Source organism: Citrobacter sp. Ce006 (genome assembly GCF_030336535.1).
In the GTDB taxonomy this organism is placed as follows: Bacteria; Pseudomonadota; Gammaproteobacteria; order Enterobacterales; family Enterobacteriaceae; genus Citrobacter; species Citrobacter europaeus.
The window spans coordinates 511,963-534,787 of sequence record NZ_JAOWDO010000073.1; the positions used below are offsets into that span (position 1 = coordinate 511,963).

Annotated in this window: 19 protein-coding genes; 6 read left to right on the plus strand and 13 right to left on the minus strand. The window is 53.2% G+C overall.

Annotated elements, in window-relative coordinates:
- Positions 1-2: 2 nt before the first annotated feature.
- The 13 genes from panB to thpR form a co-directional block, all read right to left on the minus strand.
- Positions 3-797: a 3-methyl-2-oxobutanoate hydroxymethyltransferase gene (panB, locus tag OGV94_RS21115; protein WP_181230766.1), complete on the minus strand. Its 795-nt coding sequence runs from the start codon at positions 795-797 to the stop codon at positions 3-5.
- Positions 798-943: 146 nt separating this feature from the next.
- Positions 944-1,528: a fimbrial-like protein gene (locus OGV94_RS21120; protein ID WP_043018456.1), complete on the minus strand. Its 585-nt coding sequence runs from the start codon at positions 1,526-1,528 to the stop codon at positions 944-946.
- An 11-nt stretch (positions 1,529-1,539) separates the two neighbouring features.
- On the minus strand, positions 1,540-2,154 hold the full coding sequence (locus tag OGV94_RS21125; RefSeq protein WP_047406141.1) for a fimbrial protein: 615 nt from the start codon (positions 2,152-2,154) through the stop codon (positions 1,540-1,542).
- A gap of 14 nt (positions 2,155-2,168) precedes the next feature.
- Positions 2,169-2,735 (minus strand): fimbrial protein, encoded by a 567-nt coding sequence (locus OGV94_RS21130; protein ID WP_047406138.1) that lies wholly within the window; start codon positions 2,733-2,735, stop codon positions 2,169-2,171.
- Positions 2,722-5,358 (minus strand): outer membrane usher protein, encoded by a 2,637-nt coding sequence (locus tag OGV94_RS21135; RefSeq protein ID WP_101706112.1) that lies wholly within the window; start codon positions 5,356-5,358, stop codon positions 2,722-2,724. The genes OGV94_RS21130 and OGV94_RS21135 overlap by 14 nt, the downstream gene beginning before the upstream one ends.
- A 31-nt stretch (positions 5,359-5,389) precedes the next feature.
- On the minus strand, positions 5,390-6,124 hold the full coding sequence (locus OGV94_RS21140; protein ID WP_286524329.1) for a fimbrial chaperone: 735 nt from the start codon (positions 6,122-6,124) through the stop codon (positions 5,390-5,392).
- 178 nt (positions 6,125-6,302) lie between these two features.
- Positions 6,303-6,896 carry a fimbrial protein gene (locus OGV94_RS21145; RefSeq protein WP_043018460.1) on the minus strand — a complete coding sequence of 198 codons (594 nt, stop codon included), beginning with the start codon at positions 6,894-6,896 and terminating at the stop codon, positions 6,303-6,305.
- Positions 6,897-7,260: 364 nt separating this feature from the next.
- A complete protein-coding gene (folK, locus tag OGV94_RS21150; RefSeq protein WP_080625715.1) occupies positions 7,261-7,752 on the minus strand; it encodes a 2-amino-4-hydroxy-6-hydroxymethyldihydropteridine diphosphokinase in 492 nt (163 codons plus the stop codon).
- A gap of 51 nt (positions 7,753-7,803) precedes the next feature.
- Positions 7,804-9,201, minus strand: coding sequence for a polynucleotide adenylyltransferase PcnB (gene pcnB, locus OGV94_RS21155; RefSeq protein ID WP_204363990.1), 1,398 nt, complete (start codon positions 9,199-9,201; stop codon positions 7,804-7,806).
- A gap of 71 nt (positions 9,202-9,272) precedes the next feature.
- Positions 9,273-10,169: a tRNA glutamyl-Q(34) synthetase GluQRS gene (gene gluQRS / locus OGV94_RS21160; protein WP_043018463.1), complete on the minus strand. Its 897-nt coding sequence runs from the start codon at positions 10,167-10,169 to the stop codon at positions 9,273-9,275.
- 70 nt (positions 10,170-10,239) lie between these two features.
- Complete coding sequence (dksA, locus tag OGV94_RS21165) at positions 10,240-10,695, minus strand: RNA polymerase-binding protein DksA (protein WP_003018625.1); 456 nt, start codon at positions 10,693-10,695, stop codon at positions 10,240-10,242.
- 177 nt (positions 10,696-10,872) lie between these two features.
- The gene (gene sfsA / locus OGV94_RS21170) at positions 10,873-11,577 is read right to left on the minus strand and encodes a DNA/RNA nuclease SfsA (protein ID WP_043018464.1); all 705 of its coding nucleotides are present in this window, start codon (positions 11,575-11,577) and stop codon (positions 10,873-10,875) included.
- Positions 11,578-11,592: 15 nt separating this feature from the next.
- Positions 11,593-12,123 (minus strand): RNA 2',3'-cyclic phosphodiesterase, encoded by a 531-nt coding sequence (thpR, locus tag OGV94_RS21175; protein ID WP_043018465.1) that lies wholly within the window; start codon positions 12,121-12,123, stop codon positions 11,593-11,595.
- 73 nt (positions 12,124-12,196) lie between these two features.
- On the opposite strand from thpR, the gene hrpB reads away from it, so the two are divergent.
- From hrpB to OGV94_RS21205, 6 genes are all read left to right on the plus strand, one after another.
- Positions 12,197-14,626: an ATP-dependent helicase HrpB gene (gene hrpB, locus OGV94_RS21180; RefSeq protein ID WP_286524333.1), complete on the plus strand. Its 2,430-nt coding sequence runs from the start codon at positions 12,197-12,199 to the stop codon at positions 14,624-14,626.
- Positions 14,627-14,762: 136 nt separating this feature from the next.
- Positions 14,763-17,303 (plus strand): bifunctional glycosyl transferase/transpeptidase, encoded by a 2,541-nt coding sequence (gene mrcB, locus OGV94_RS21185; RefSeq protein ID WP_075145190.1) that lies wholly within the window; start codon positions 14,763-14,765, stop codon positions 17,301-17,303.
- Between the two features lie 661 nt (positions 17,304-17,964).
- A complete protein-coding gene (locus tag OGV94_RS21190) occupies positions 17,965-18,507 on the plus strand; it encodes a fimbrial protein (protein ID WP_075145189.1) in 543 nt (180 codons plus the stop codon).
- A 51-nt stretch (positions 18,508-18,558) separates the two neighbouring features.
- Positions 18,559-19,272, plus strand: a complete 714-nt coding sequence (locus tag OGV94_RS21195) for a fimbrial biogenesis chaperone (RefSeq protein ID WP_080625713.1) — start codon at positions 18,559-18,561, stop codon at positions 19,270-19,272.
- 31 nt (positions 19,273-19,303) lie between these two features.
- Positions 19,304-21,787 (plus strand): fimbria/pilus outer membrane usher protein, encoded by a 2,484-nt coding sequence (locus tag OGV94_RS21200; RefSeq protein WP_286524335.1) that lies wholly within the window; start codon positions 19,304-19,306, stop codon positions 21,785-21,787.
- 14 nt (positions 21,788-21,801) lie between these two features.
- Positions 21,802-22,797 (plus strand): fimbrial protein, encoded by a 996-nt coding sequence (locus tag OGV94_RS21205; protein WP_286524337.1) that lies wholly within the window; start codon positions 21,802-21,804, stop codon positions 22,795-22,797.
- Positions 22,798-22,825 lie beyond the last annotated feature (28 nt).

Sequence of the window (22,825 nt, forward strand, 5' to 3'; positions counted from 1 at the left end):
CCTTAATGGAAACTGTGTTCTTCGCCCGGATAAACGCCGGACTCCACTTCAGCCATATACTGCCGCACTGCGGCGCGCATGTCGCCTGCTTCATGGAGGAAATTCTTCGCAAATTTCGGGATGTGTCCACCGGTAATGCCAAACGCATCGTGCATCACCAGGATTTGCCCGTCGGTGACGTTACCTGCGCCAATACCGATAACCGGAATCGACAGCGCCTCTGTGACGCGTTTCGCCAGCTCAACCGGCACGCACTCCAGCACCAGCAGTTGAGCGCCGGCGGCTTCTAAGGCCAGCGCGTCGTCCAGCAGTACCTGTCCGGCGTCGCCGCGACCCTGAATTTTATAGCCGCCGAAGATATTCACCGACTGGGGGGTTAATCCCAGATGACCGCAAACCGGCACCGCGCGTTCGGTGAGCATTTTTACGGTATCCGTAAGCCAGGCGCCGCCTTCGATTTTGACCATATTCGCGCCCGCGCGCATCACGATGGCGGCGTTTTCAAATGCCTGCTCCGGAGTGGCGTAAGCCATAAACGGCAGGTCGGAGAGCAGCAGACAGTTGGGCGCGCCACGGCGCACGGCGCGGGTGTGGTAGGCAATGTCTTCCACGGTGACCGGCAGGGTGGAGTCGTGCCCCTGTACCGTCATGCCCAGCGAATCGCCAACCAGCATCACGTTGAGACCAACGTCGGCGAACAGTTTGGCAAAGCTATAGTCGTAGGCGGTGATTGTTGCGAAGCGCTTTTTCTCTTGTTTGCATTTCTGCAGCACAGCGATAGTAGTGGGTTTGCTCATAACCTCTCCGGCCATAATATTGATGAATAGAATGGGCGCATTGTAGGGGAATGAAGCAGAAAAGCGTTAGCCCTTTGTGGGAATTCCCGACGGTGTTCCGTCGGGAATATGTTCAGGGAGAAGGCTGTTGTGAACGGACCGTGGCGTTATTCGTATTTTACATTCACTAACACACGGCTGCTTAACTCACCTGGCGTCACCGTGCCGCTATCAAGGATTTTTTGCATTCTGGAGTAAAAGGTCCAGCTAGTATCGCTGTAGGCCGTTGCGTTAAAGGTTGCTCGCGATGTGCCATCCGTATTCAACACATTCTTACGCGGGGCGTCCGTGGTAAAGATCACCACGCCTACGTTGTCTGCTCCGCCTGCGCTCTGAATAAGCTCGTTGGCAAACACCTGCTGATTGCCCGCGGCAAACTGCCCGCTTTGCGGCGTGAATTCAAACGTCACATTGGTCATGGCTCCGTCGCTGACCGGGCAACTCAGGAGCTTAATGGAGAACTCTTCTCCCCCCTTATAGTCGCTTTCGGCGGAAATACCGTCAGCGAAATAGGCGGGACCTACGGTTGCGAAATTTACCGTTCCACTGCCATTAATTTCTATCTGGCAGGTATCCTTCTGCACGGTGGCGGTGAAATCCACGTTGGTGTCGGCATACAGCGGCGCGACAACCAGGGCTGTTGCCAGCCCTGAAATTAACGCGGAGAGTGTGAATCTACGCAAACGCATCATGGCGATTACCGTTACTGGTAAGTAATGGTGAACGTGGTTGGTGAATAGAAATCACCGGCGGTAAGCGTATTGAGTGCCGAGCCAGTTACCGGGGCCATACGAGCACTTAACGGGAAATCCACTGGGGTGGTAGACGTCGCTGCACTCAGATCCACTGTTTGGGCATTTTTGTTATAACAATGTAATTGCACACTGTTTGTACCTGCTGGTGTCTCGGTGGTCCACACTTCTACTGCGACCTTGGCTGCTTTGCTTTCGGATGATGACATATTCGCAAATTCAGCATTTTGACCATTTCCGCCAGCGCAACCACCACCGCTTGCGGCATGATCTAATACGACAGTCGCTGTCTTATCTTTTAATCCTGCGCATTCGCTAAAACGCAGCTTAAACGGTTTCACTTTTGTTTTTGCAAAAACTTCAGAGATATAGACATTACCAAAGCCAATGGTGTTGGTGGCGGTCTCGCCGTCAACCACCGATGCCGCACAGGTGCCGGCGGTGATATTGGCCTCTACGGTTAAATCCAGGCTTGCCGTACCGTCGGCCTGCGCCAGGGTGGAAACGCCCGTACCCATCGTTGCCAGTGCGCCAAAAATTAACCCGCGCAAAAATTGTTTTTTCATTATCATCGTCCCTGTTATTGATAAGTGAAGGTAAAGGTCGCTTTGGAGCTGAATGCGCCGGTGGTGCCCGCGCCATCCGTCAGTTCGCGCAGCGCCACGGTCATTTCAAGGGCGTTGTTGGTGCGCTCCTCAGGAGACCAGGTGAGGGTGCCGGACCCCGGCGTTAAATAGGTTTCGCCGCTGGTGCTTTTACGCTTAAAGCCCATACCGATATTGGTGGCGGCACCGGTATCGGAAGATTCATTTTTAATAAAATTGCCGCTGGCGGATGCGGATGTCGCCAGTGTGGTGGTGATACTGGTCATTGAACCGGCACATTCGCTGGAGACAAACTTAAAGTTTTTCTGCGACTCCGCTGATTTCTTGACGATCTTATCCAGACCGACATCGCCCACCGTTAACTTATAGCCGTTGGTGGCGTCGCCGGAAACGGATGAACCATCCAGCGCGGCAATGGTCATGTTACAGGTGGTGCCCAGTACGGTGGCGGTGAAGTCGACGTTCACTGTTTCCGCCTGGCTGGTCAGCGGAAAAAGTACCGCGAGTACGGAGGCAGCTAAAAAGCGCTTATTCCTTTTCATTGGGGATTCCATTTACATTGTGGTTGATGACACGACACGTAATGTTGTCTAACAGTAGGGTCTGGCTGGCGCCGACCGTTTGTTGTGTTGCCGGCAACAGGAAGGTTGCCTGACAACGGGTTGGCTGGTTGTTTTCGAACCAGTTCACCGAAAGTTCGCCGCTGTCGCTAATGCCGCGAACAAATGCCTGGCCGCCCTGGCCCATATTGCCGATCTGCACGTCGTTCTCGTAAACTTCGGCACCGAATGGAATGGTTTTACCATCGTCGCGCGTCATGTTGAGAATGGCTGAACGCCCTTCATCGGTTTCAAAACTGGCGAAAACGACCGCGCCATCGCGTGGAACCAGGGTGGCGCTGGTGCTCTTGAGCTCGACGTCGTTATCCATTGTGTCAATGTCGAGGTTGACCTGGTTTTCTCGGTAGGCCGTCAGCGAGTTCGTTGCGCCGTAACCCCAGCGGTCAATGGTGCTGCTGCCGCCGTTAATTTTGGCGCCTTTAGCGCCAGGGGCTTTCACCAGCACGATGGCATCGTTGTTGCCGAAGCTATCGTTAGTAAAGGTCAGCCCGCCGCTGTGCAGTACAAAGCCGCCATTGGTGGAAAGCGAGTACTGACGGTTGCTGTCGTTATTGGCGGAGGCAGAGGCCGAAATATCACCCCACGGCGACTGGTAGCTGGTGTAGCCGCCGACATCAGAGATGTTCTTACCCTCTTTTTGCATGGTGTAGCCGGTGTTGACGCTGTAGTTGAACTTGTTGTCTTCACTGCTGCCGCTACTGTTCATGCTGAGCTGGTGCCCACCGTTAAAATCGGTACGCATCTGGGTGCTCAGGTTATTGAAACCTGAGCGGCGATGTTCACCGCCCAGCAGGTTTGCCAGCGGTATGTTGAAGTTGATATAGAGCGAATCATCCTTCTGACCCTCTTCATCCCAGGTGCGCTGCAGGTTGATGCTCATGCTGCCCCAGGAGAAGCCTTTGCCGTAGCCCATGCTGTAATCGCTGCGGCTCTCGTTGCTCGCCCAATAGTCGGTCCAGGTGGCTGACAGATAAAATGAACCGTAATCAACCTCAGCCGACTGCAAAGGCTGGTTCATGCTGACGGTGACCTGATTCTTCATGCGCGAGAAGTTATTCATGGTGTCCTGCTCGGCATCTTCACCTTTGAATTTGGCGTCGTCGATAAGCTCGATAGCATCATTCAGGCCGAGATAGTTTTGCGTCGAATAGCGGTAAGCCGCGACGTTGAACGACGTATCGGTCGCTTCAATCAGTTTGTTCCACGTTACGCGATAGCTTTGTCCCTGATAGGTTTTGTCGTCCGGGATTTCCGCGCGCGAGTGGGTTACGTCGACCGCCAGCGCGCCAAAGGACGTGTTCAGGCCGAGGCCGAAGAGCCCTGCAAGGTAGTTATTATCCGTGGCCTGAACGCCGGTGTAGGCCGTCAGCACGTTGTTCAGACCGTAGTAGTACGAACCCTGCGCCATATTGGGCTTGTCGTGAAGTTCGTCGTTATTGACTTCCCCGACGCTCAGATCCCAGCGCCCGACGCCCGGACGCTGCATCTGCATAACTGAAGAGAACGGCTGAGAGAAGGTGCGTTTGCTGCCGTCGGCTTCTTCGATGGTGACGACCAGATCGCTACCGTAGCCGGACGGGCTGATATCGTTGATTTCGAAAGGTCCCGGCGGGACGGTCGCTTCATAAATCTTGTAGCTGCCCTGAGTGATGGTCACTTTGGCGTTGGTGTTGGCGACGCCACGGATGATCGGCGCGTAGTTAGCCAACTGCGAAGGCAGCATGCGGGTGTCGCTATACAGACGCGCGCCGCGAATACTCACCGAGTCGAAGGTTTCGCCGGTGGTATAAGCTTCGCCGACGATCAGTTGTGAGCGTAGCGCCGGCAGGTCGCGCTGCAGATAACGGTTCTGATAGTCGAAATTACTGTCGCCATCTTTCGTCCAGTTATAGTTGCCGCTGGCGCGCAGGCGCCATGCGCCGAGGTTGATACCGGTGTTAAATGCGGCGTACAGGCTGTCGTTGTCAGTACCACTGCTGGTGCTGTGGTAGCCGTTAAGGTTATAGGAAAATAACGCCGCCGGAATACCGCTTTCCCACAGGGACGGTTCAACATAGCCAGAATAACCTTTGATCAGCCACGCCTGTGGAATGGAGACATCCAGACGTTGTTCGCCCATATCAAAGCTCACGTTTGACTGATCGATAAGCGCCGGAAGATTTAAACAGTCTTCCTCTTCTTCATTGCCTTTCTTCAGAATGGCCTGCTCACCGGAGAGTTCAGGCTGTTTGATATGCAACTGCGCCAGGTTTTTTGACGTCAGGCAGGCTTGCGCACTCTTTTTACCGGTATCAATAAACGGTATCGACAGGGTGGCGACCGCTTTTTCGTTAACGTAAACCTTTACATTGTAGATCCCCGCTGGCGTTGGGTTGCCATCGGCATATTTACTGATATCAATCGTTGAGGCACTGCTCCCCATCAGGAAGGTGCTGTCATATTCAACGCTTTCGGCGGTTAAACCCGACTGGCTATAAAACAGTGCGCAGCAAACCGCCAGCAGCGTTTTTTTCGGCATCTTATTTTTATGAGGAACGTTTTGCACCGTCTTTTCATCCTGCGTTTTGATTAATTGATTACAGAGAAACGGAACCTTCGATCATGCCGCCGTAATCATTAATGGCGTGGTAGTCCAGCTTGCCTGAGGTGGCGTTTTGCAGACCTTTAACGCTGAAGGATTCTTTACTCAGAGGTGCAACCATGGTGGCGTCGACGGTGTAGCGTTTTCCGCCAACCGTAACGACGGCATCATTAAACGAAACGTAGTAAGGGGTTGGGTTATTCACCTGCACGGCTGCTTTGCCTTGTTCATTCCCCATCTGCCACTTCAACTGTTTGGTGGCTTCGGCAGGTGAACCCTGAAGACCTGCAGGGCGGTAAAACAATTTGATGCGAGTGCGGAAGGCTAACTGCAGTAAATTTTTGTTTTCTTCTTTGCTGGTGTCGGCTTTAGGCGGCACTTCCAGCACGTTGAACCAGAACACGCTTTCGCGGTCTTTTGGCAATGCGGTGGCCTGGGTATACATGATTTTTACGGATTGACCGCGTTTGGGTTCAATTCGTGAAACCGGAGGCGTAGAGACGAAAGGCGCCTTAATACTGCCCGGATCGCTGTTTTCATTCCCCATATCAATCCAGTTTTGCACCAGTAATGGGCGAGTCCCTTTGTTTTCCAGGCGAACACTGACATCTTTTTTATTTTCATCATAAATGATGCGCGTGCCGGAAATAATGATATCGGCATGGCTGATATTACTAAATAAGCTTCCTGCAAGTACCAATGTGGTAAGCGTTTTCTTAAAATTCAACATGAGCATTCCTTGCTTGTAGTGAGTTGGATGTTTATAAATCAATGACGGGGGAGTGATTGCTGTAGTCATCACTACCCCGTTATTACACGACGTGTTAATAGAAAATGAATCCTGATTACTACATGGTGCTATTAACGATCGTCTTATTACCTGTTTATTTCATCGTTTAAAAAAACGATTACTGATAGGTAAAGGTATACATTGCGTTGGTGGTAACGTGACCTGGGGTTACTGTATCAGTACCGTTCGCTTTAACGTAAGAAGCTACGAAGTTATAGGTCGCGATTTTGCCTTCACTGAAGGTGGCTTCGTGAACGTCTGCACCATCAACTTTCATCAGCGTTTTGGTGACGTCGTCATGGATAGCGATGTTTACGTTCTTCGCAGCAGCCATGCCAGCAGCAGTCAGGTTGGTGTCGTTATCCAGAGTCCCTTTGGTGTTACCAAAAGCAGAGACCATTGACAGACTAGCCTTAGTACCGGTGGTCACTTCGGCAGCATCTTTACAGTTCAGAATGATGGAGAAAGGTTCTGCTTTTGCGCCGTAAGTAGAATCAGCGACTTCAGTGGTGATATCAGCAGGTGTTGCGGTCTCCAGATAGACGTTGCCATCGGTGGACTCGTCACCACGGCTGGTGGAAACCACTTTAGAACAGGTTGTTGCGCTCACTAAACCGTGAAAATTAATCTGGCCGCCTTCTGCATCCGCTGCCATTGCTGAAGTTGAACCCATTGCCATAACCATGGCTGCTGCCAAAATTGCTTTTTTCATTACTGTATCCTTACAGGATTTGAAATATTAGATAATTGCTATTTTGCTATATTAAATAGCAGGGGCATATTTTAGCTGTTGGTAATGTTTTGTAAAATAATTTGGATTTATGGATTTGGTAAAATCATTTAATTTTGGCATTATTTTGGGGAAATTCTCATTTGGTTCTTTTTGTCATATTTTTACAGAATATGGTTTTTTGTAAGGGGGCGCAGAAACTAATCAATAATTATTCTTTAATAATAATTATTTTACATGGGTTGTAGTGGAAGAACGTGTATAAATTAGTTTTGCTGAAAACGAAATGTAGTTTAATTAATATGGAAAGTGTTTTTCCCGTAATTAACTTTGTTATATAACGCTACTACCAGCGTGCAGGGCAGGGGGAGGTTTGCTGGACGAGCAACGCAAGTGATTGTTGATCATCCGGGAAGATAAGCTCTGGCGCAATTTCGTATAACGGCCACAGCATAAAACCACGGTTTTTCATGTCGTAGTGCGGCACAGTCAGACGGTCGGTGTTAATCACTTCGTCGCCAAACAGCATAATGTCGAGGTCCAGCGTGCGTGGCCCCCAGCGTTCAGCTTTGCGCACGCGGCCCTGTTGCAGTTCAATACGCTGAGTATGGTCCAGCAATGCTTCGGGGGCGAGGGCGGTTTCCAGCGCCACGGCGGCGTTCAGGTAGTCTGGTTGATCCTGCGGACCTAACGGCGGTGTGCGGTAAAACGAGGAGATTGCCACGATACGGCTGTCGGGAATGTCGCCAATCGCTTTGACGGCAGCATTAACCTGCTCCAGCGGGGAAGCGAGGTTACTGCCGATGGCGATATATACCCGTCGTGTTTCAGGCTGCATCTGCGTCACCGCCTTGATGCAACCCGAAATCCATTGGGTATACGTGATGGGTCATGCGGAACCTTCGCGACGCGGCGCGCGTTTACGCGGGCGACGATGACGACGGCGTACGTCTGGCTCTTCATCCAGTTCGTTCAGCATGCCTTTTTGTTCCGGCGGCGCTGAAACCTGGAATTCACCCCACCATTTCGCCAGTCGTTGCAGTTCGGCATTGTTTTCTACTTCGGCGCGCAGGGCCAGCAGATCGTAAGCGGCGCGGAACTTCGGATGCTCCATCAGCTTCCAGGCGCGTTTACCCTGACGACGAGACATGCGTAGCTGCAGCTGCCAGATATCGCGGGTCAGCGAGGTCAGACGTTTTGGTATAGCCAGCGAGCGGCAGGCTTCGTCCAGCACGTCGTTCATTGCCAGCGCGAATGCGTCGTAGTAGGCCAGACCGCTTTCCTGCGCAATTTTCTGTGCGGCTTCCAGTAACGGATACCAGAACATGGCGGCGAACAAGAACGCCGGGTTAACGCGCATATCATTGTGAATGCGGTTATCGGTATTCTTCAGTACCTGGGCGATGATGCGTTCCATCGGGCTGTCACCGTCTTCGGTGAAATAGCGCGTAATGGTTGGGAACAGCGGCTGGAACAGGCTGTACTCACGCAGTTTTTTATAGGTTTCATACCCATAGCCAGCCTGTAACAGCTTAAGCGCTTCTTCGAACAGGCGTGCGGGGGGAATATCGTTAAGCAGCGTTGCCAGACGCGGGATCGGCTCTGCGGTTTCCGGGCTGATACGCATGTCGAGCTTGGCGGCAAAGCGCACGGCGCGCAGCATACGCACAGGGTCTTCGCGATAGCGCGTTTCCGGATTACCGATCAGGCGAATGATGCCTTCTTCGAGATCCTGCATGCCGCCGACGTAATCGCGTACGGTGAAATCGGCCACGCTGTAATACAGGCTGTTAATCGTGAAGTCGCGACGCTGGGCATCTTCTTCAATGGAGCCGAAGATGTTGTCGCGCAGCAGCATGCCGTTTTGTCCGCGCTGGGAAGTTGTGCGATCGGACTCGCTGCCTTCATGATGACCGCGGAAAGTCGCCACTTCGATAATTTCCGGGCCAAACATGACATGGGCCAGACGGAAACGGCGACCGACCAGGCGACAGTTACGAAACAGTTTTCGCACCTGATCTGGCGTAGCGTTAGTGGTGACATCAAAATCTTTCGGCTTTTTGCCCAACAAAAGATCGCGTACGCCTCCGCCAACCAGCCATGCCTCGTATCCGGCCTTATTGAGCCTGTACATTACCTTCAGGGCATTTTCACTGATATCTTTGCGGGAGATAGAGTGCTGCTCACGCGGGATTACCGTCATATGTGGACGGGCGACGGCAAGCTCGGCCTCGCGCTCCTCGCGGCTTAGCACCTTGCGGCAAAAATTAGCGACTCGGGTAAAAATAGTGCACCTCGGTAGTGTCAAACTTCAATCAGAACAAGTGTTGCTGTGTAAAAATAGCGGCTAATCATAGCTCAGCATGGCGCATTTGAGAATGGCGGATTTAATATCGCCGATTCTGGCACTGCTGTCAGGCTCCAGTTTTCCACTGCAAACGCCAGAATCTGCTCCACGCGCATCTCCTGCCACGGAAGATCGGCGCGCTGGCCGAGAAAGCGCAGCGCGGCGACAATCACCGGACGTGGATCGCCTTTCGGCAATGCAGGCGCATGATTTTGCTTGGAAAGTTTAGCGCCTTGCTCGTTAAGCGCCAGCGGCAGATGAATATAGTCCGGCGCCTGCCAGCCAAACTGTTGATACAATGAAATCTGCCGTACGGTTGGCTCGATAAGATCGGCGCCGCGCACAATCTCGGTTACGCCCTGGAAGTGGTCATCGACGACCACCGCGAGGTTATAGGCAAACAGTCCGTCGCGCCGGTGGATAATAAAATCTTCGCCTGCAAGCTGTGGGTCGGCCTGAATCACGCCGCGCAACTGGTCCGTAAACTGCATTACCGGATGGCGTTGCTTAATGCGAACTGCGGCCTGTTCAGGCCCGTGGCGTAGATCACGGCAGTGACCATCGTAAATGCCGCCGACGCTTTGAATACGCGCGCGCGTACAGGTGCAGTAATAGCTCAGATCCTGTTGATGCAGCCAGGCGAGTGTTTCTCTGTAGGCGTCATGGCGCTGGGATTGCCACAAAATGTCGCCATCCCAGTGCAGTCCGTAATGTTCCAGCTGACGCAGAATCGTATCTGCAGCACCGGGAACTTCACGAGGGGGGTCAATATCTTCAATGCGTACTCGCCAGATTCCGCGCCGGGCACGAGCCTGCAGGTAACTGCCGAGGGCGGCAATCAGTGAACCGAAATGCAGTTCGCCGGAGGGGGAAGGGGCGAAGCGGCCAATATAGTGTGAATCGCTCATTTTGCGGACTAACAAATAATAAGGCGGGAGATGCTCCCGCCTGTAGTAAACGTGGTAAAAATGACCGGAATTAACCTGCCATTTGTTTTTCGCGGATTTCTGCCAGCGTTTTACAGTCGATGCACAGATCGGCTGTCGGACGCGCTTCCAGACGGCGAATACCAATTTCTACGCCGCATGATTCGCAGTAGCCGAAATCTTCGTCTTCCACTTTCTTCAGCGTCTTCTCGATCTTTTTGATCAGTTTGCGCTCACGGTCACGGTTACGCAGCTCAAGGCTGAATTCTTCTTCCTGTGCGGCGCGGTCCACCGGATCAGGGAAGTTAGCCGCTTCGTCTTGCATATGAGATACGGTGCGATCAACTTCATCCCTAAGTTGATTACGCCATGCCTCAAGAATACGCCTGAAGTGCGACAGCTGGGCTTCGTTCATATACTCTTCGCCCGGTTTCTCCTGGTACGGCTCCACCCCAGCGATGGCGAGAATACTCAGGGACGATGTTTTACGGTTTTGCCCTTCTTGCATGTTGCTTCTCCTTAACACGCACTATCGATCCCCATGTTCGGGGGAAAAATCAGGTCGCTATAAATAGCAGATGCTTTTCCGGATAGCAATTATCTAAACGTAACACTTGACAACCCTGTGAGGAAAAGCGTATTTGCCCACGCGCCCAGAATACTAATTAACCAAATGTTTACACCATTACAAGGTAATGGGCAACGGCTCTTTAAGAGTCATACCATGGGCAGAAAGTTCCGCTTTATAAACCAGAATTTCTACCCCCTTAAGCTGTGCTTCAACTAATAATTGCGCATATTTTGCATCGATATGGCGCGCGGGTGAAAACCGTGTAATGGCTGAATGCAGCACCGCGAAAAATATCACCGCCCGCTTGCCTTCGGCCGCTACGCTCATCAATTCCCGAAGATGTTTCTGACCTCGTTCAGTGATGGCATCGGGAAAATAACCCTGATCTTTTTCCGCCAACGTGACTGATTTCACTTCAATATAGCAGTCTGGTCGGGAATCCGCCTGCAACAAAAAGTCGATGCGGCTCCCTTCGGCGCCGTATTTTACTTCGCTTTTCAAGACGCTGTAGCCTGAAACTTCCGAAATTAACGCCTGCTGAATCGACTCTTTCGTTAATCTATTGGCCCACAGTGTGTTAACACAAATAAATGCCCCTGATTGGGTTTGCGTTAATTCCCAGGTATGTGGATATTTCCGTTTAGTATTTTCTGATGTCGAATACCAGACGGTGTCACCCGGGGTTGCGCATCCAGTCATCGCGCCGGTATTTGGGCAGTGTAGCGTTAACTCAGTGCCATCCGGTGTGATCACATCCGCTAAAAAGCGCTTGTAGCGCTGAATGAGCGTAGCCGGTTGTAAAGGTGGAGAAAATTGCATCAGCAGTCCCTTTAATTATTCAGTCAGCGTCCAGCGTTGCAGCTGTGTGTAACGCGTGCGTCCTCGTGCAAATGAGGAGGAGTAAAGCGCAAATTCCGTGACCGGAAACGACCAGCCAAAGCCCGGTGGGGGGATGGGAACCGCGTGGCCGGCATCGCGCAGCAGCGTGATATGCGGGTGAAACGGCTGCGGGCTTTGGTAGCACCCACTGCGTGCGGCCTGCGCCCGCAGCATATTCGCCAACTGCAGCAACCCGCGCGGTGGCTGACGCATTCCCAGCCACACGACCCTGGATCGCAGCCATTGCCCGGCATCATCGAACTTGAGCGTAAAACCCGGCTGGCGAATACGCCCCGCGAGCTGAGACAGCGCCTGCTGTTTCTCCGCGCTGACATCGCCTAAAAAGGCCAGCGTCAAATGCAGATTATCGGCGGCGACGGGACGACCCGCTTCTGGGGGGAACTGCGCGGCCCGCCAATGGATTAACTGCTCCCGAACCTCGCCTGGCAATTCAATCGCAAAGAACAGCCTTTTTGGCTCAGACATGATGGATACTCGGTTATGAATTAACGCGATGCTACAATGCAGCGCGAAGAATGTTAACCCTCTGGAGCCATTTGTGACGTCGTTGCCCGTTGCCGCCGTAGTGCCTGAACTGCTTACCGCCCTTGATGCCTCGTCGCAGGTTCTGCTGACGGCGCCGACCGGGGCCGGGAAATCGACCTGGCTGCCGTTGCGGCTTCTTGAGCATCGCGGGATCAAGGGGCGGATTATTTTGCTGGAGCCGCGCCGTCTGGCGGCGCGCAACGTGGCGCAGCGGTTAGCGGAATTGCTGAATGAAAAGCCGGGCGAGACCGTGGGGTATCGCATGCGCGCGCAAAGCTGCATAGGGCCGCAGACCCGACTGGAGGTGGTAACGGAAGGTGTGCTGACGCGCATGATCCAGCGCGATCCTGAACTGGCGGGCGTTGGGTTAGTGATCCTCGACGAATTTCACGAGCGGAGCCTGCAGGCCGACCTGGCGCTGGCTTTGTTGCTGGACGTACAGCAAGGGCTGCGTGACGATTTAAAACTGTTGATTATGTCCGCCACTCTGGACAACGGGCGTTTGCAGCAGATGTTGCCCGATGCGCCGACGATCGTCTCTGAAGGCCGCGCATTCCCCGTTGAGCGGCGGTTTCAACCGTTAGCGGCGTATCTGCGTTTTGATGAAGCGGTGGCGATAGCAACAGCAGATCTACTGCGCCATGAAAGCGGGTCGCTGCTGCTGTTTTTACCGGGAGTGGGAGAAATCCTGCGTGTGCAGGAGCAGCTGGCAACGCGAGTAGGCAGCGATGTGGTGCTGTGCCCGCTGTATGGCGCATTGACGCTTGCCGAACAGCGTCAGGCGATTTTGCCCGCGCCGCAAGGTAAGCGCAAAGTGGTGCTGGCGACCAATATTGCCGAAACCAGCTTAACGATTGAAGGTATCCGGCTGGTGGTGGACTGCGCGCAGGAGCGCATGGCGCGCTATGACGCACGTACCGGTTTGACGCGGCTGATTACCCAGCGCATCAGTCAGGCTTCAATGACCCAGCGAGCGGGTCGCGCAGGGCGTCTGGAGCCCGGTATCTGTTTGCATCTGCTTGCTAAAGAGCAGGCGGAAAGAGCGGCGGCGCAGGGAGACGCGGAGATATTACAGAGCGACCTGTCCGGGCTGTTGATGGAGTTGCTGCAATGGGGATGCACTGACCCTGAGCAACTGAACTGGCTGGATGCGCCGCCCACTATCAACCTGCAGGCGGCAAAACGGCTGCTGGAGATGCTGGGCGCGCTTGCAGGCGACAGGCTCAGCGCCACGGGGCAGAAAATGGCGGCGTTGGGTAACGACCCCCGTTTAGCGGCTATGCTGGTTAGCGCCAACAATGACGATGAAGCGGCAACGGCGGCGAAACTGGCTGCGATTCTGGAAGAGCCGCCGCGCGGCGGCAGTACCGATCTGGCTGTGGCGTTTTCACGAAATCAGCCTGCCTGGCAGCAGCGCAGTCAACAATTGCTGAAACGGCTTAACGTTCGCAACGGACAGCCCGACAGCGCGCTGCTCCCCTCATTGCTGGCGCAGGCGTTTGCCGATCGGATCGCGCGTAGACGCGGGCAGGAAGGGCGCTATCAACTGGCCAACGGTATGGGGGCAATGCTGGATGCTGATGACGCCTCAGGACGCCATGAATGGCTGATAGCACCGTTGTTACTGCAGGGCAGCGCTTCGCCGGATGCGCGTATTCTGCTGGCCTTGCCGCTGGATATCGAGGCGTTGATGCAGGCATGTCCTGAACTGCTGCAACAGTCCGACACCATCGAATGGGATGAGACTCAGGGAACGTTAAAGGCATTGCGTCGGTTACGCATTGGTCAGCTAACGGTAAAAGTACAGCCGCTGGCCAAACCCTCGGAAGAGGAGTTGCACCAGGCGATGTTGAACGGCATTCGCGATAAAGGACTCAGTGTGCTCAACTGGACGCCGGAAGCCGAGCAGTTTCGCCTGCGTCTGCAATGCGCGGCAAACTGGTTGCCAGAGTATGACTGGCCCGCGGTAGATGAGGACTCTCTGCTGGCGTCGCTGGAGAGCTGGCTGCTGCCGCACATGAGCGGTGTGCACTCGTTACGCGCGTTAAAAGCGCTAAATGTGGCTCAGGCGTTGCGCGGTTTGCTGGATTGGTCAATGCTGCAACGTCTGGATAGTGAACTGCCGGCGCATTACACTGTGCCGACGGGAAGCCGGATCGCCATTCGCTATCATGAGGATAATCCTCCGGTACTGGCGGTGCGGATGCAGGAAATGTTTGGTGAAGCGAAGACCCCAACCATTGCCCAGGGACGCATACCGTTGGTGCTGGAACTGCTGTCTCCTGCCCAGCGACCGCTACAGGTGACCAGTGATTTGAGCGCGTTCTGGCAGGGATCGTACCGCGAGGTGCAAAAAGAGATGAAAGGGCGCTATCCCAAACATGTCTGGCCGGACGATCCGGCGAATACCGCGCCAACGCGGCGCACCAAAAAGTATTCGTAATGAAACGGTAGGTCGGATAAGGCGTTTATGCCGCATCCGGCGAAAGAGCGGTAATAATTGAGAGATTTCTTCTTCTGTCGCAGGACGGAAGAACAGAGAATCGGGCCCTTGCGCCTGAATGTTGCGGAGAAAAAGCATGGCGGGGAATGACCGCGAGCCAATTGGACGTAAAGGGAAACCATCGCGTCCGGTGAAACAAAAGGTGAGCCGTCGTCAACTCAGAGATGAAGAGTATGACGACGATTATGATGATGATGACTATGAGGATGAAGAACCGATGCCGCGTAAGGGTAAGGGCAAAGGGCGTAAGCCTCGTGGTAAGCGCGGCTGGTTCTGGCTGCTGGTAAAACTGTCGATTGTCTTTTTGGTGCTGATCGCCATTTACGGCGTGTATCTGGACCAAAAAATCCGTAGCCGTATTGATGGCAAAGTCTGGCAGCTTCCTGCGGCGGTATATGGCCGTATGGTTAACCTTGAGCCAGAAATGCCTATAGGTAAGAACGAGATGGTGAAGCTGCTGGAGGCTACGCAGTATCGTCAGGTGACGAAGATGACGCGTCCGGGCGAATTTACCGTGCAGGCGAAGAGCATCGAGATGATCCGTCGTCCGTTTGACTTCCCGGACAGCAAAGAAGGGCAGGTGCGCGCGCGTCTGACCTTTGACGGCGATCATCTGGACACCATCGAGAATATGGATAACAACCGCCAGTTCGGTTTCTTCCGTCTCGATCCGCGTTTGATCACCATGCTCTCTTCGCCTAACGGCGAGCAGCGCCTGTTTGTTCCGCGTAGCGGCTTCCCGGATCTGCTGGTGGATACGCTGCTGGCGACCGAAGACCGTCACTTCTATGAACATGACGGTATCAGCCTCTATTCCATTGGTCGTGCGGTGCTGGCGAACCTGACGGCGGGTCGTACGGTACAGGGTGCCAGTACGCTGACTCAGCAGTTGGTGAAAAACCTGTTCCTATCCAGCGAACGCTCTTACTGGCGTAAAGCCAACGAAGCCTACATGGCGCTGATCATGGACGCGCGTTACAGCAAAGATCGCATTCTTGAGCTGTACATGAACGAAGTCTATCTCGGTCAAAGCGGTGACAATGAGATCCGCGGCTTCCCGCTGGCGAGCCTCTATTATTTCGGTCGTCCGGTGGAAGAACTGAGCCTCGACCAGCAGGCGCTGCTTGTAGGGATGGTTAAAGGGGCGTCGATCTACAACCCATGGCGTAACCCGAAGCTGGCGCTGGAGCGTCGTAACCTGGTTCTGCGTTTGCTGCAACAGCAGCAGATTATCGACCAGGATCTGTATGACATGCTGAGCGCGCGTCCATTAGGCGTACAGCCGCGTGGTGGGGTGATCTCCCCGCAGCCTGCGTTTATGCAGATGGTGCGTCAGGAGCTACAGGCGAAGCTGGGCGATAAAGTTAAAGATCTCTCCGGCGTGAAAATCTTCACCACCTTTGATTCCGTGGCGCAGGACGCCGCAGAAAAAGCGGCGGTGGAAGGCATTCCGGTGCTGAAGAAACAGCGTAAGCTGAGCGATCTGGAAACGGCGATTGTGGTGGTTGACCGCTTTAGCGGTGAAGTTCGCGCCATGGTCGGCGGAGCAGAACCGCAGTTTGCGGGCTATAACCGTGCGATGCAGGCGCGTCGTTCGATTGGCTCTCTGGCCAAGCCTGCGACCTATCTGACCGCGCTCAGTCAGCCGAAGCTGTACCGTCTCAATACCTGGATTGCCGATGCGCCGATTGCGCTGCGTCAGCCGAACGGCCAGGTGTGGTCGCCGCAGAACGATGACCGTCGCTATAGCGAAAGCGGAAAAGTGATGCTGGTGGATGCGTTAACGCGCTCGATGAACGTGCCAACGGTAAATCTGGGGATGGCGCTGGGCCTGCCTGCTGTGACCGACACCTGGCTGAAGCTGGGCGCGCCGAAAGATCAGCTTAACCCGGTTCCGGCCATGCTGCTTGGAGCGTTGAACCTGACGCCAATCGAAGTAGCACAGGCGTTCCAGACTATCGCCAGTGGCGGGAACCGCGCGCCGCTGTCAGCGCTGCGTTCGGTGATTGCTGAAGATGGTACGGTGTTGTACCAGAGCTTCCCGCAGGCCGAGCGCGCCGTTCCGGCGCAGGCGGCGTATATGACGCTGTGGACCATGCAGCAGGTGGTTCAGCGTGGTACGGGTCGCCAGCTTGGCGCGAAGTATCCAGGGCTGCATCTGGCAGGGAAAACCGGGACCACCAACAACAACGTGGATACCTGGTTTGCCGGGATTGACGGCAGCCAGGTGACCATTACCTGGGTTGGCCGTGATAACAACCAGCCAACCAAGCTGTACGGCGCCAGCGGCGCGATGTCGATTTATCAGCGTTATCTGGCGAACCAGACGCCGACACCGCTGGTGCTGACGCCGCCGGAAGATGTGGTAGATATGGGCGTGGACTACGACGGTAACTTCGTATGTAGCGGCGGGATGCGTACGCTCCCGGTGTGGACCACCGATCCGGATTCACTGTGTCAGCAGGGTGAAATGCAGCAGCAGTCGGGGAATCCGTTCGATCAGTCAACGCCGCAGCAGCAGCCACAACAGCAGCAACAGCAACAACCGCCGCAGCAGGAGAAGAAAGATAGCGACGGTGTCGCTGGCTGGATTAAGGACATGTTCGGCAGTAACTGATTTTGGTTTTAACTGTTCTTCCCCCGCATCGGCACAGGCCGGTGTGGGGGACTTCCCCCACGCGTTGCTGGCACCTTTCCCTCTCTTTTCATTTTCTCTCTGCGTGCTGAATGTCTGCGCTTGCCTTCGCGTATGCGACTAATTTGCTGTAGATCACATTTCTTTGTTAATTGCCGCAGTAAGTAAAATTGATCTGCTGTGGTATTTGTAGCCCGCACTTGGGCTGTTAATTATAGACTCAATATATTACTTTTTTGTATATATTCGGTATTGACTAATTTTACTCGCATTTTTGTGCTGGTTTTTTCGCTATTCTTATTTTTTGGGATCATAAGGTGGTATTTAATATTCCCTTGTTGAATTGATTAAAGTCTTCTTAATTCAAATTTAAGAAAATATTGTGTCTATTCTTATCGTTATGAATTTAAAGGAATAGTCAGCGTTCGGCATCATCTTTGGTGAATATGTTAGTTCGCTTTTATAGGTTATGAACCGTAGAATAGATCACGCAAAGGAATGTTTTGGATTGAATGAGTCGATAAAGATATATTATATATCAAGTGATGTTGTTGCATCCGTATCTACAGCCAGTCTTAAGTTCCTTTCGTTAAAATTGCTTTTTTCTTTGTTACTTTTTGTGAGCATATGTAAGGAATACGTTATGTGCAAAAAAATTCTCACCTCGTTGTTTGTAAGCAGTGTGCTGGCGGGTGCCGCAATGCCTGTATTAGCCGTTGATACGGGAACCGTAACCTTTAACGGAAAAATTATTCCTGATAGCTGCGTAGTGGATGTTAACGGTACAACGACAAACGGTACGGTGACGTTTAATAATCTTTCACAAACCGCATTTGGCGCAGATAAGAAAGTGGGGGATTCACAATCTTTTGCTATCACGCTGACGGAATGTGATGCCGCGATTGCCAACCTCAATATCAAATTTGATGGTACGCGTATCGCCGGATATAACGAGGAAGTATTGCAACCGACGGGAACCGCGACGAACCTCGGCGTGCGTATGTTGCCGGAAGGCAGCAGTAATTACGTAAAATTTGATGGCTCAGATCCTGATGCGTCTTTGAATAAAGCCAATGGCGACAGCGTAGTGTTCAATTATAAAGCTGAAGTTATTCAGGTTGGCAGCACGGTACCGACCACCGGTGATTATACCGCGCAAGCGACTTATACCCTGATTTATCGTTAATTGTCATACAACCTGGCCCAGGCTGGGCCAGTATTTCAATGGAATGGAAAAATGAAACGACTCATTACCACATTAGCCCTGGTGTTAGCTACTGGCATTAATATTGCTCATGCTGGCGTAGTGGTTGGCGGAACGCGAATTATTTATCCTGCCAACCAGTCTGAAGTACAGGTAACATTAAAAAATAAAGATAATGATAAACGTTATCTGGTGCATAGTTGGGTCAGTAATATTGATGACAGTAAAGCGCCATTTATTATTACCCCACCGATTTATAAACTGGATGAAAATCGCCAGACGCTGCTGCACGTAGTTTATACCGGTAATAAAACGGCCTTGCCGCAGGACCGTGAGTCGCTGTTTATGGCGAATATAAAATCTGTTTCTGCGATCCCGGAAGAATTACGCGATAACAACACGCTGCAATTTGCTATTAAGACCAAATTAAAGCTGTTCTATCGCCCGGCTTCGCTGAAAGAAAGTGAGGCGAAAACGGCCTGGCAGTCATTGCAGTTTAGCCGCAGCCAAAACCAGTTAGTGGTGAAAAACCCTACGCCATTCTATGTCACCTTTGGACAGCTAAAAGTCGCGGGAACAGAGATTAAAGCAGCATCAGAGCAAAACTCTCCCTCGGCATTAACCATGATGGTCGCGCCGTTTGCTGAGCAGCGTTTTCCGTTGCCATCGGCAGTAAAAGGTAACGTTGTCTGGACCGCAATTAATGATTACGGATCAGAAACCGGACAGCGGAAACAGTCGCTGTAAATGAGCTATCGATTTCTTACGGGTGGCGTTTATGTCTTCTCATCGTACTGTCCGGCTTTTTGCACTCAATACGCTGACATTCGCGATATTAACGGCGAGTGGTTCCGTTTGCGCTGACGATTATTTCAATCTCAACGCGCTGGAAACGGGGACGCCGCTGGAGAATACCGGCGCGCTTGAAGCCTATTTACGCCATAACGGATTATCTCCCGGGCGGTATTTAACGTCCATTGTCTGGGATCAGGATCGCATCGATAAACGAAATTTAAATTACCTCCTTTCAAAAGATAACAGCAAACTGATTCCGCAATTCACCAAAGCGGAACTGCGCGAATTAGGCGTCAAAGTCGATACCGTCCCGGCATTAAATAATATTAATGAAGATACGCTGCTGGGCGATATTAGTGAATATATTGCTGATGCGCGCTATGACTTCAGCCCGGAAACTCAGGTGCTGCAATTACGTATTCCGCAAATCTACCGCGACAAACAAATTTCGGGCGAAAGCAATCCTGCTTCCTGGGACGATGGCATTCCGGCGCTGTGGACCAGCTACTATGTTTCGGGTTCGCATCAGCAGTCGAATGGGGACAACAATACCTCTAACTGGGCCAGTCTCAATTCGGGTATGAACATCGGCCCATGGCGGGTGCGCAATTCCAGCAACTGGGGGAATGACAGCGGCTGGCAATCTATAAGCACAACGCTGGAGCGTGATATCAAACGCCTGCGCAGCCAGCTTCAGCTTGGGCAAACCTACACCAACGGCGAACTGTTCGACAGCGTACAAATGACCGGGGTGAAGCTGGAGACCGATACCAGCATGCTGCCCAGCGGATTACAGGGGTTCGCCCCGGTGGTGCGCGGCATCGCCAACAGCGATGCCAAAGTGACCATCAAACAAAACGGTTACACCATCTACCAGACCAACGTCTCGCCCGGGCCGTTTGAAATCCGTGATTTAACTCAGGTCACGGCAGGGGCGGATCTGGAAGTCACCGTCACGGAGGCCGACGGTACGGAGCGCAGCTTTATCCAGGCCAGCTCCTCGGTGCCGATTATGCAGCGCGAAGGCGCGCTGAAGTACAGCCTGGCGGCAGGGAAATATCGCGATGTGGATAACGGCGAGGAGCCGGAATTCGGCCAGGCGACGGCCATTTACGGCTTACCTTACGGGATTACCGCCTACGGCGGTCTGCAGGGCGCGTCGATGTATCATGCCGGGCTGGTCGGCATCGGGGCCGATTTACGCGATTTTGGTTCCGTGTCGATGGATTTGACGGCCGCCAGAACCGCGTTTGACGACGGTCGCGCAGATGCGAACGGCCAGTCGTGGCGCGCGCAGTACGCAAAAGATTTTCCGCTGACCAATACCACGGTCACGCTGGCCAGCTATCGTTATTCCACCTCCGGGTTTTATACCTTTCAGGAGGCGCTCGATCAGCGCAATAACACCTATGATGACGACAGCATTTACAGCTATCGCAATGCTTTTAACCGCCGGAGCCGCTTACAGCTAAACCTTTCACAGTCGTTACATAGCTGGGGGTCGGTATATGCCAACGCCTATCAGCAGGACTACTGGGGAATGGAAGGCCATGAGCGCAGCGTCAGTTTGGGTTACAGCAGTAGCTGGCAGGGCGTTAACTGGTCGCTGAACTACAGCCTGACGAAAACGCCTTCAACCGATAACGACCAGCAGGTTTCGATTTCGATTAACGTTCCGCTCTCGCGCTGGCTGGCGAACTCCTGGGGCACCTACAACCTGACCAGTTCGAAAAAAGGTAACACCTCGCACCAGGCGGGCGTCAGCGGCACGCTGCTGGAAAATAACAACTTAAATTACAACCTTCAGCAGACCTACACCGATAACAACGTGGGCTACGGCGCCTATCTCTCCTCGCGCTATCGGGCCTCGGTGGGGGAATTCAGCGCGAATTACAGCTATCAGCAAGACAGCAAGCAGTGGGGCTATAGCGCGCAGGGATCCGTGGTCGCGCACTCGCAGGGAATTACGCTGGGACAATCAATCCAGGACGCTTTTGCGGTGGTGCATATTGCCGATGGCGATAACGTTAAAATCCAGAATTCACAAGGGGTGTATACCGACCGTTGGGGCAATGCCATTGTGCCGACCTTAACCAACTATCGGCGCAATACGATCACCGTGAATACCCAGGGGCGCGATGATTTAGATATTCAGGATGCGTCTCTGGACGTGATTCCGACTAAAGGTGCGGTGGTGGCGGCTGACTTTACCGCGCGCGCGGGTAAACGCGCCTTGCTGACGTTGCGATTTGGCCAGGGCGTGGTGCCTTTTGGGGCCGTGCTGAGTATGGACGGCGCGACGTCAATCGTAGGCGATGCCGGTGAAGTGTATGTCACCGGGTTAAAAGGGACGCAGCGTGTGACCGCACAATGGGGCGATACGGCGCAGCAGCGCTGCTCGGCGGAGGTGACGGTTCCGGCACAACCGGAACCGGGTATTTTTACCGCAACGCTTAACTGCCATTGATAAAAGGAGGCAATATGCAAAGGATGATTAAAGAAGGGGGGAGGCTTCTGCTGTGCGCTGGGTTACTGATGTGTTATCAGAGCGCAAGCGCGAGTTGTTCTATTGCGGGAGGCGATGAGCCCTCGACGTCTACCATTACGGTTCCCGCGCTGACGGTGAATGCGGATGAAGCTCCAGGAACGGTTCTCTATTCACAAGAGGTTTCGGGGGATGTTATTTCCGTTCCGTGTACGAGCGATGGCGAGATTCGGACCGGCTATACTATGTTAACGGACAGCGACGAGCGTACCGATAACCCGTTAACCAGAGTGTATCAGACTAATGTTACTGGTATTGGCGTGCGCATGGGATGGGTAAAAGACGGCCAGACAATAACGTCAGGTGCTTTGGTTACCCCTATGCATTTAGGGTCATCCCGAACCGAGCCAAAGAGTACGTATAGTATTCATTCGCGTGCCCAGGTACAGTTTGTCGTGACCGGAGAAGTGAGCTCAGGGGACATTGATACTTCACAGTTAAGTGCTGACTGGATCTACGACGGCGTTACTGTGGCGAGGATCAGAGTTTCACCGACTACCGTAATCGTTCAGTCAAACAGCTGTAACCTGGTTGAAAAGAATGTTCTGGCGCCGCTCTCTACGATTGTCGCCAGCGAACTGGCTAATGGCGTGTCCAGAACGGTGTCCGATGACAGCTTTAAAATTCAGCTTAATAATTGCAGCGCGGGCATCCAGGTTGACTATCAGTTCACCACTGCGGGTTCGACCGGCGTCACGGATGGCAATATCCTGAATATTGCTACGGGCGATCACGCTGCTGACGGGGTCGGCATTCAAATTATGGACAGTAACGACAATGTGCTGCAGTTTGATCGCAACTATACGGCGGTCGCGCAAACGACACAGGATCAGTCGGTGACCATTCCACTTAAGGCGCGCTATATCAAAACGGGTAACGTGAAGGCGGGTCAGGTTGATGCGGTGGCGACGTTTGCCGTTTATTACCGGTAATCCACTGGGGAACGCACCCAGGGATGTT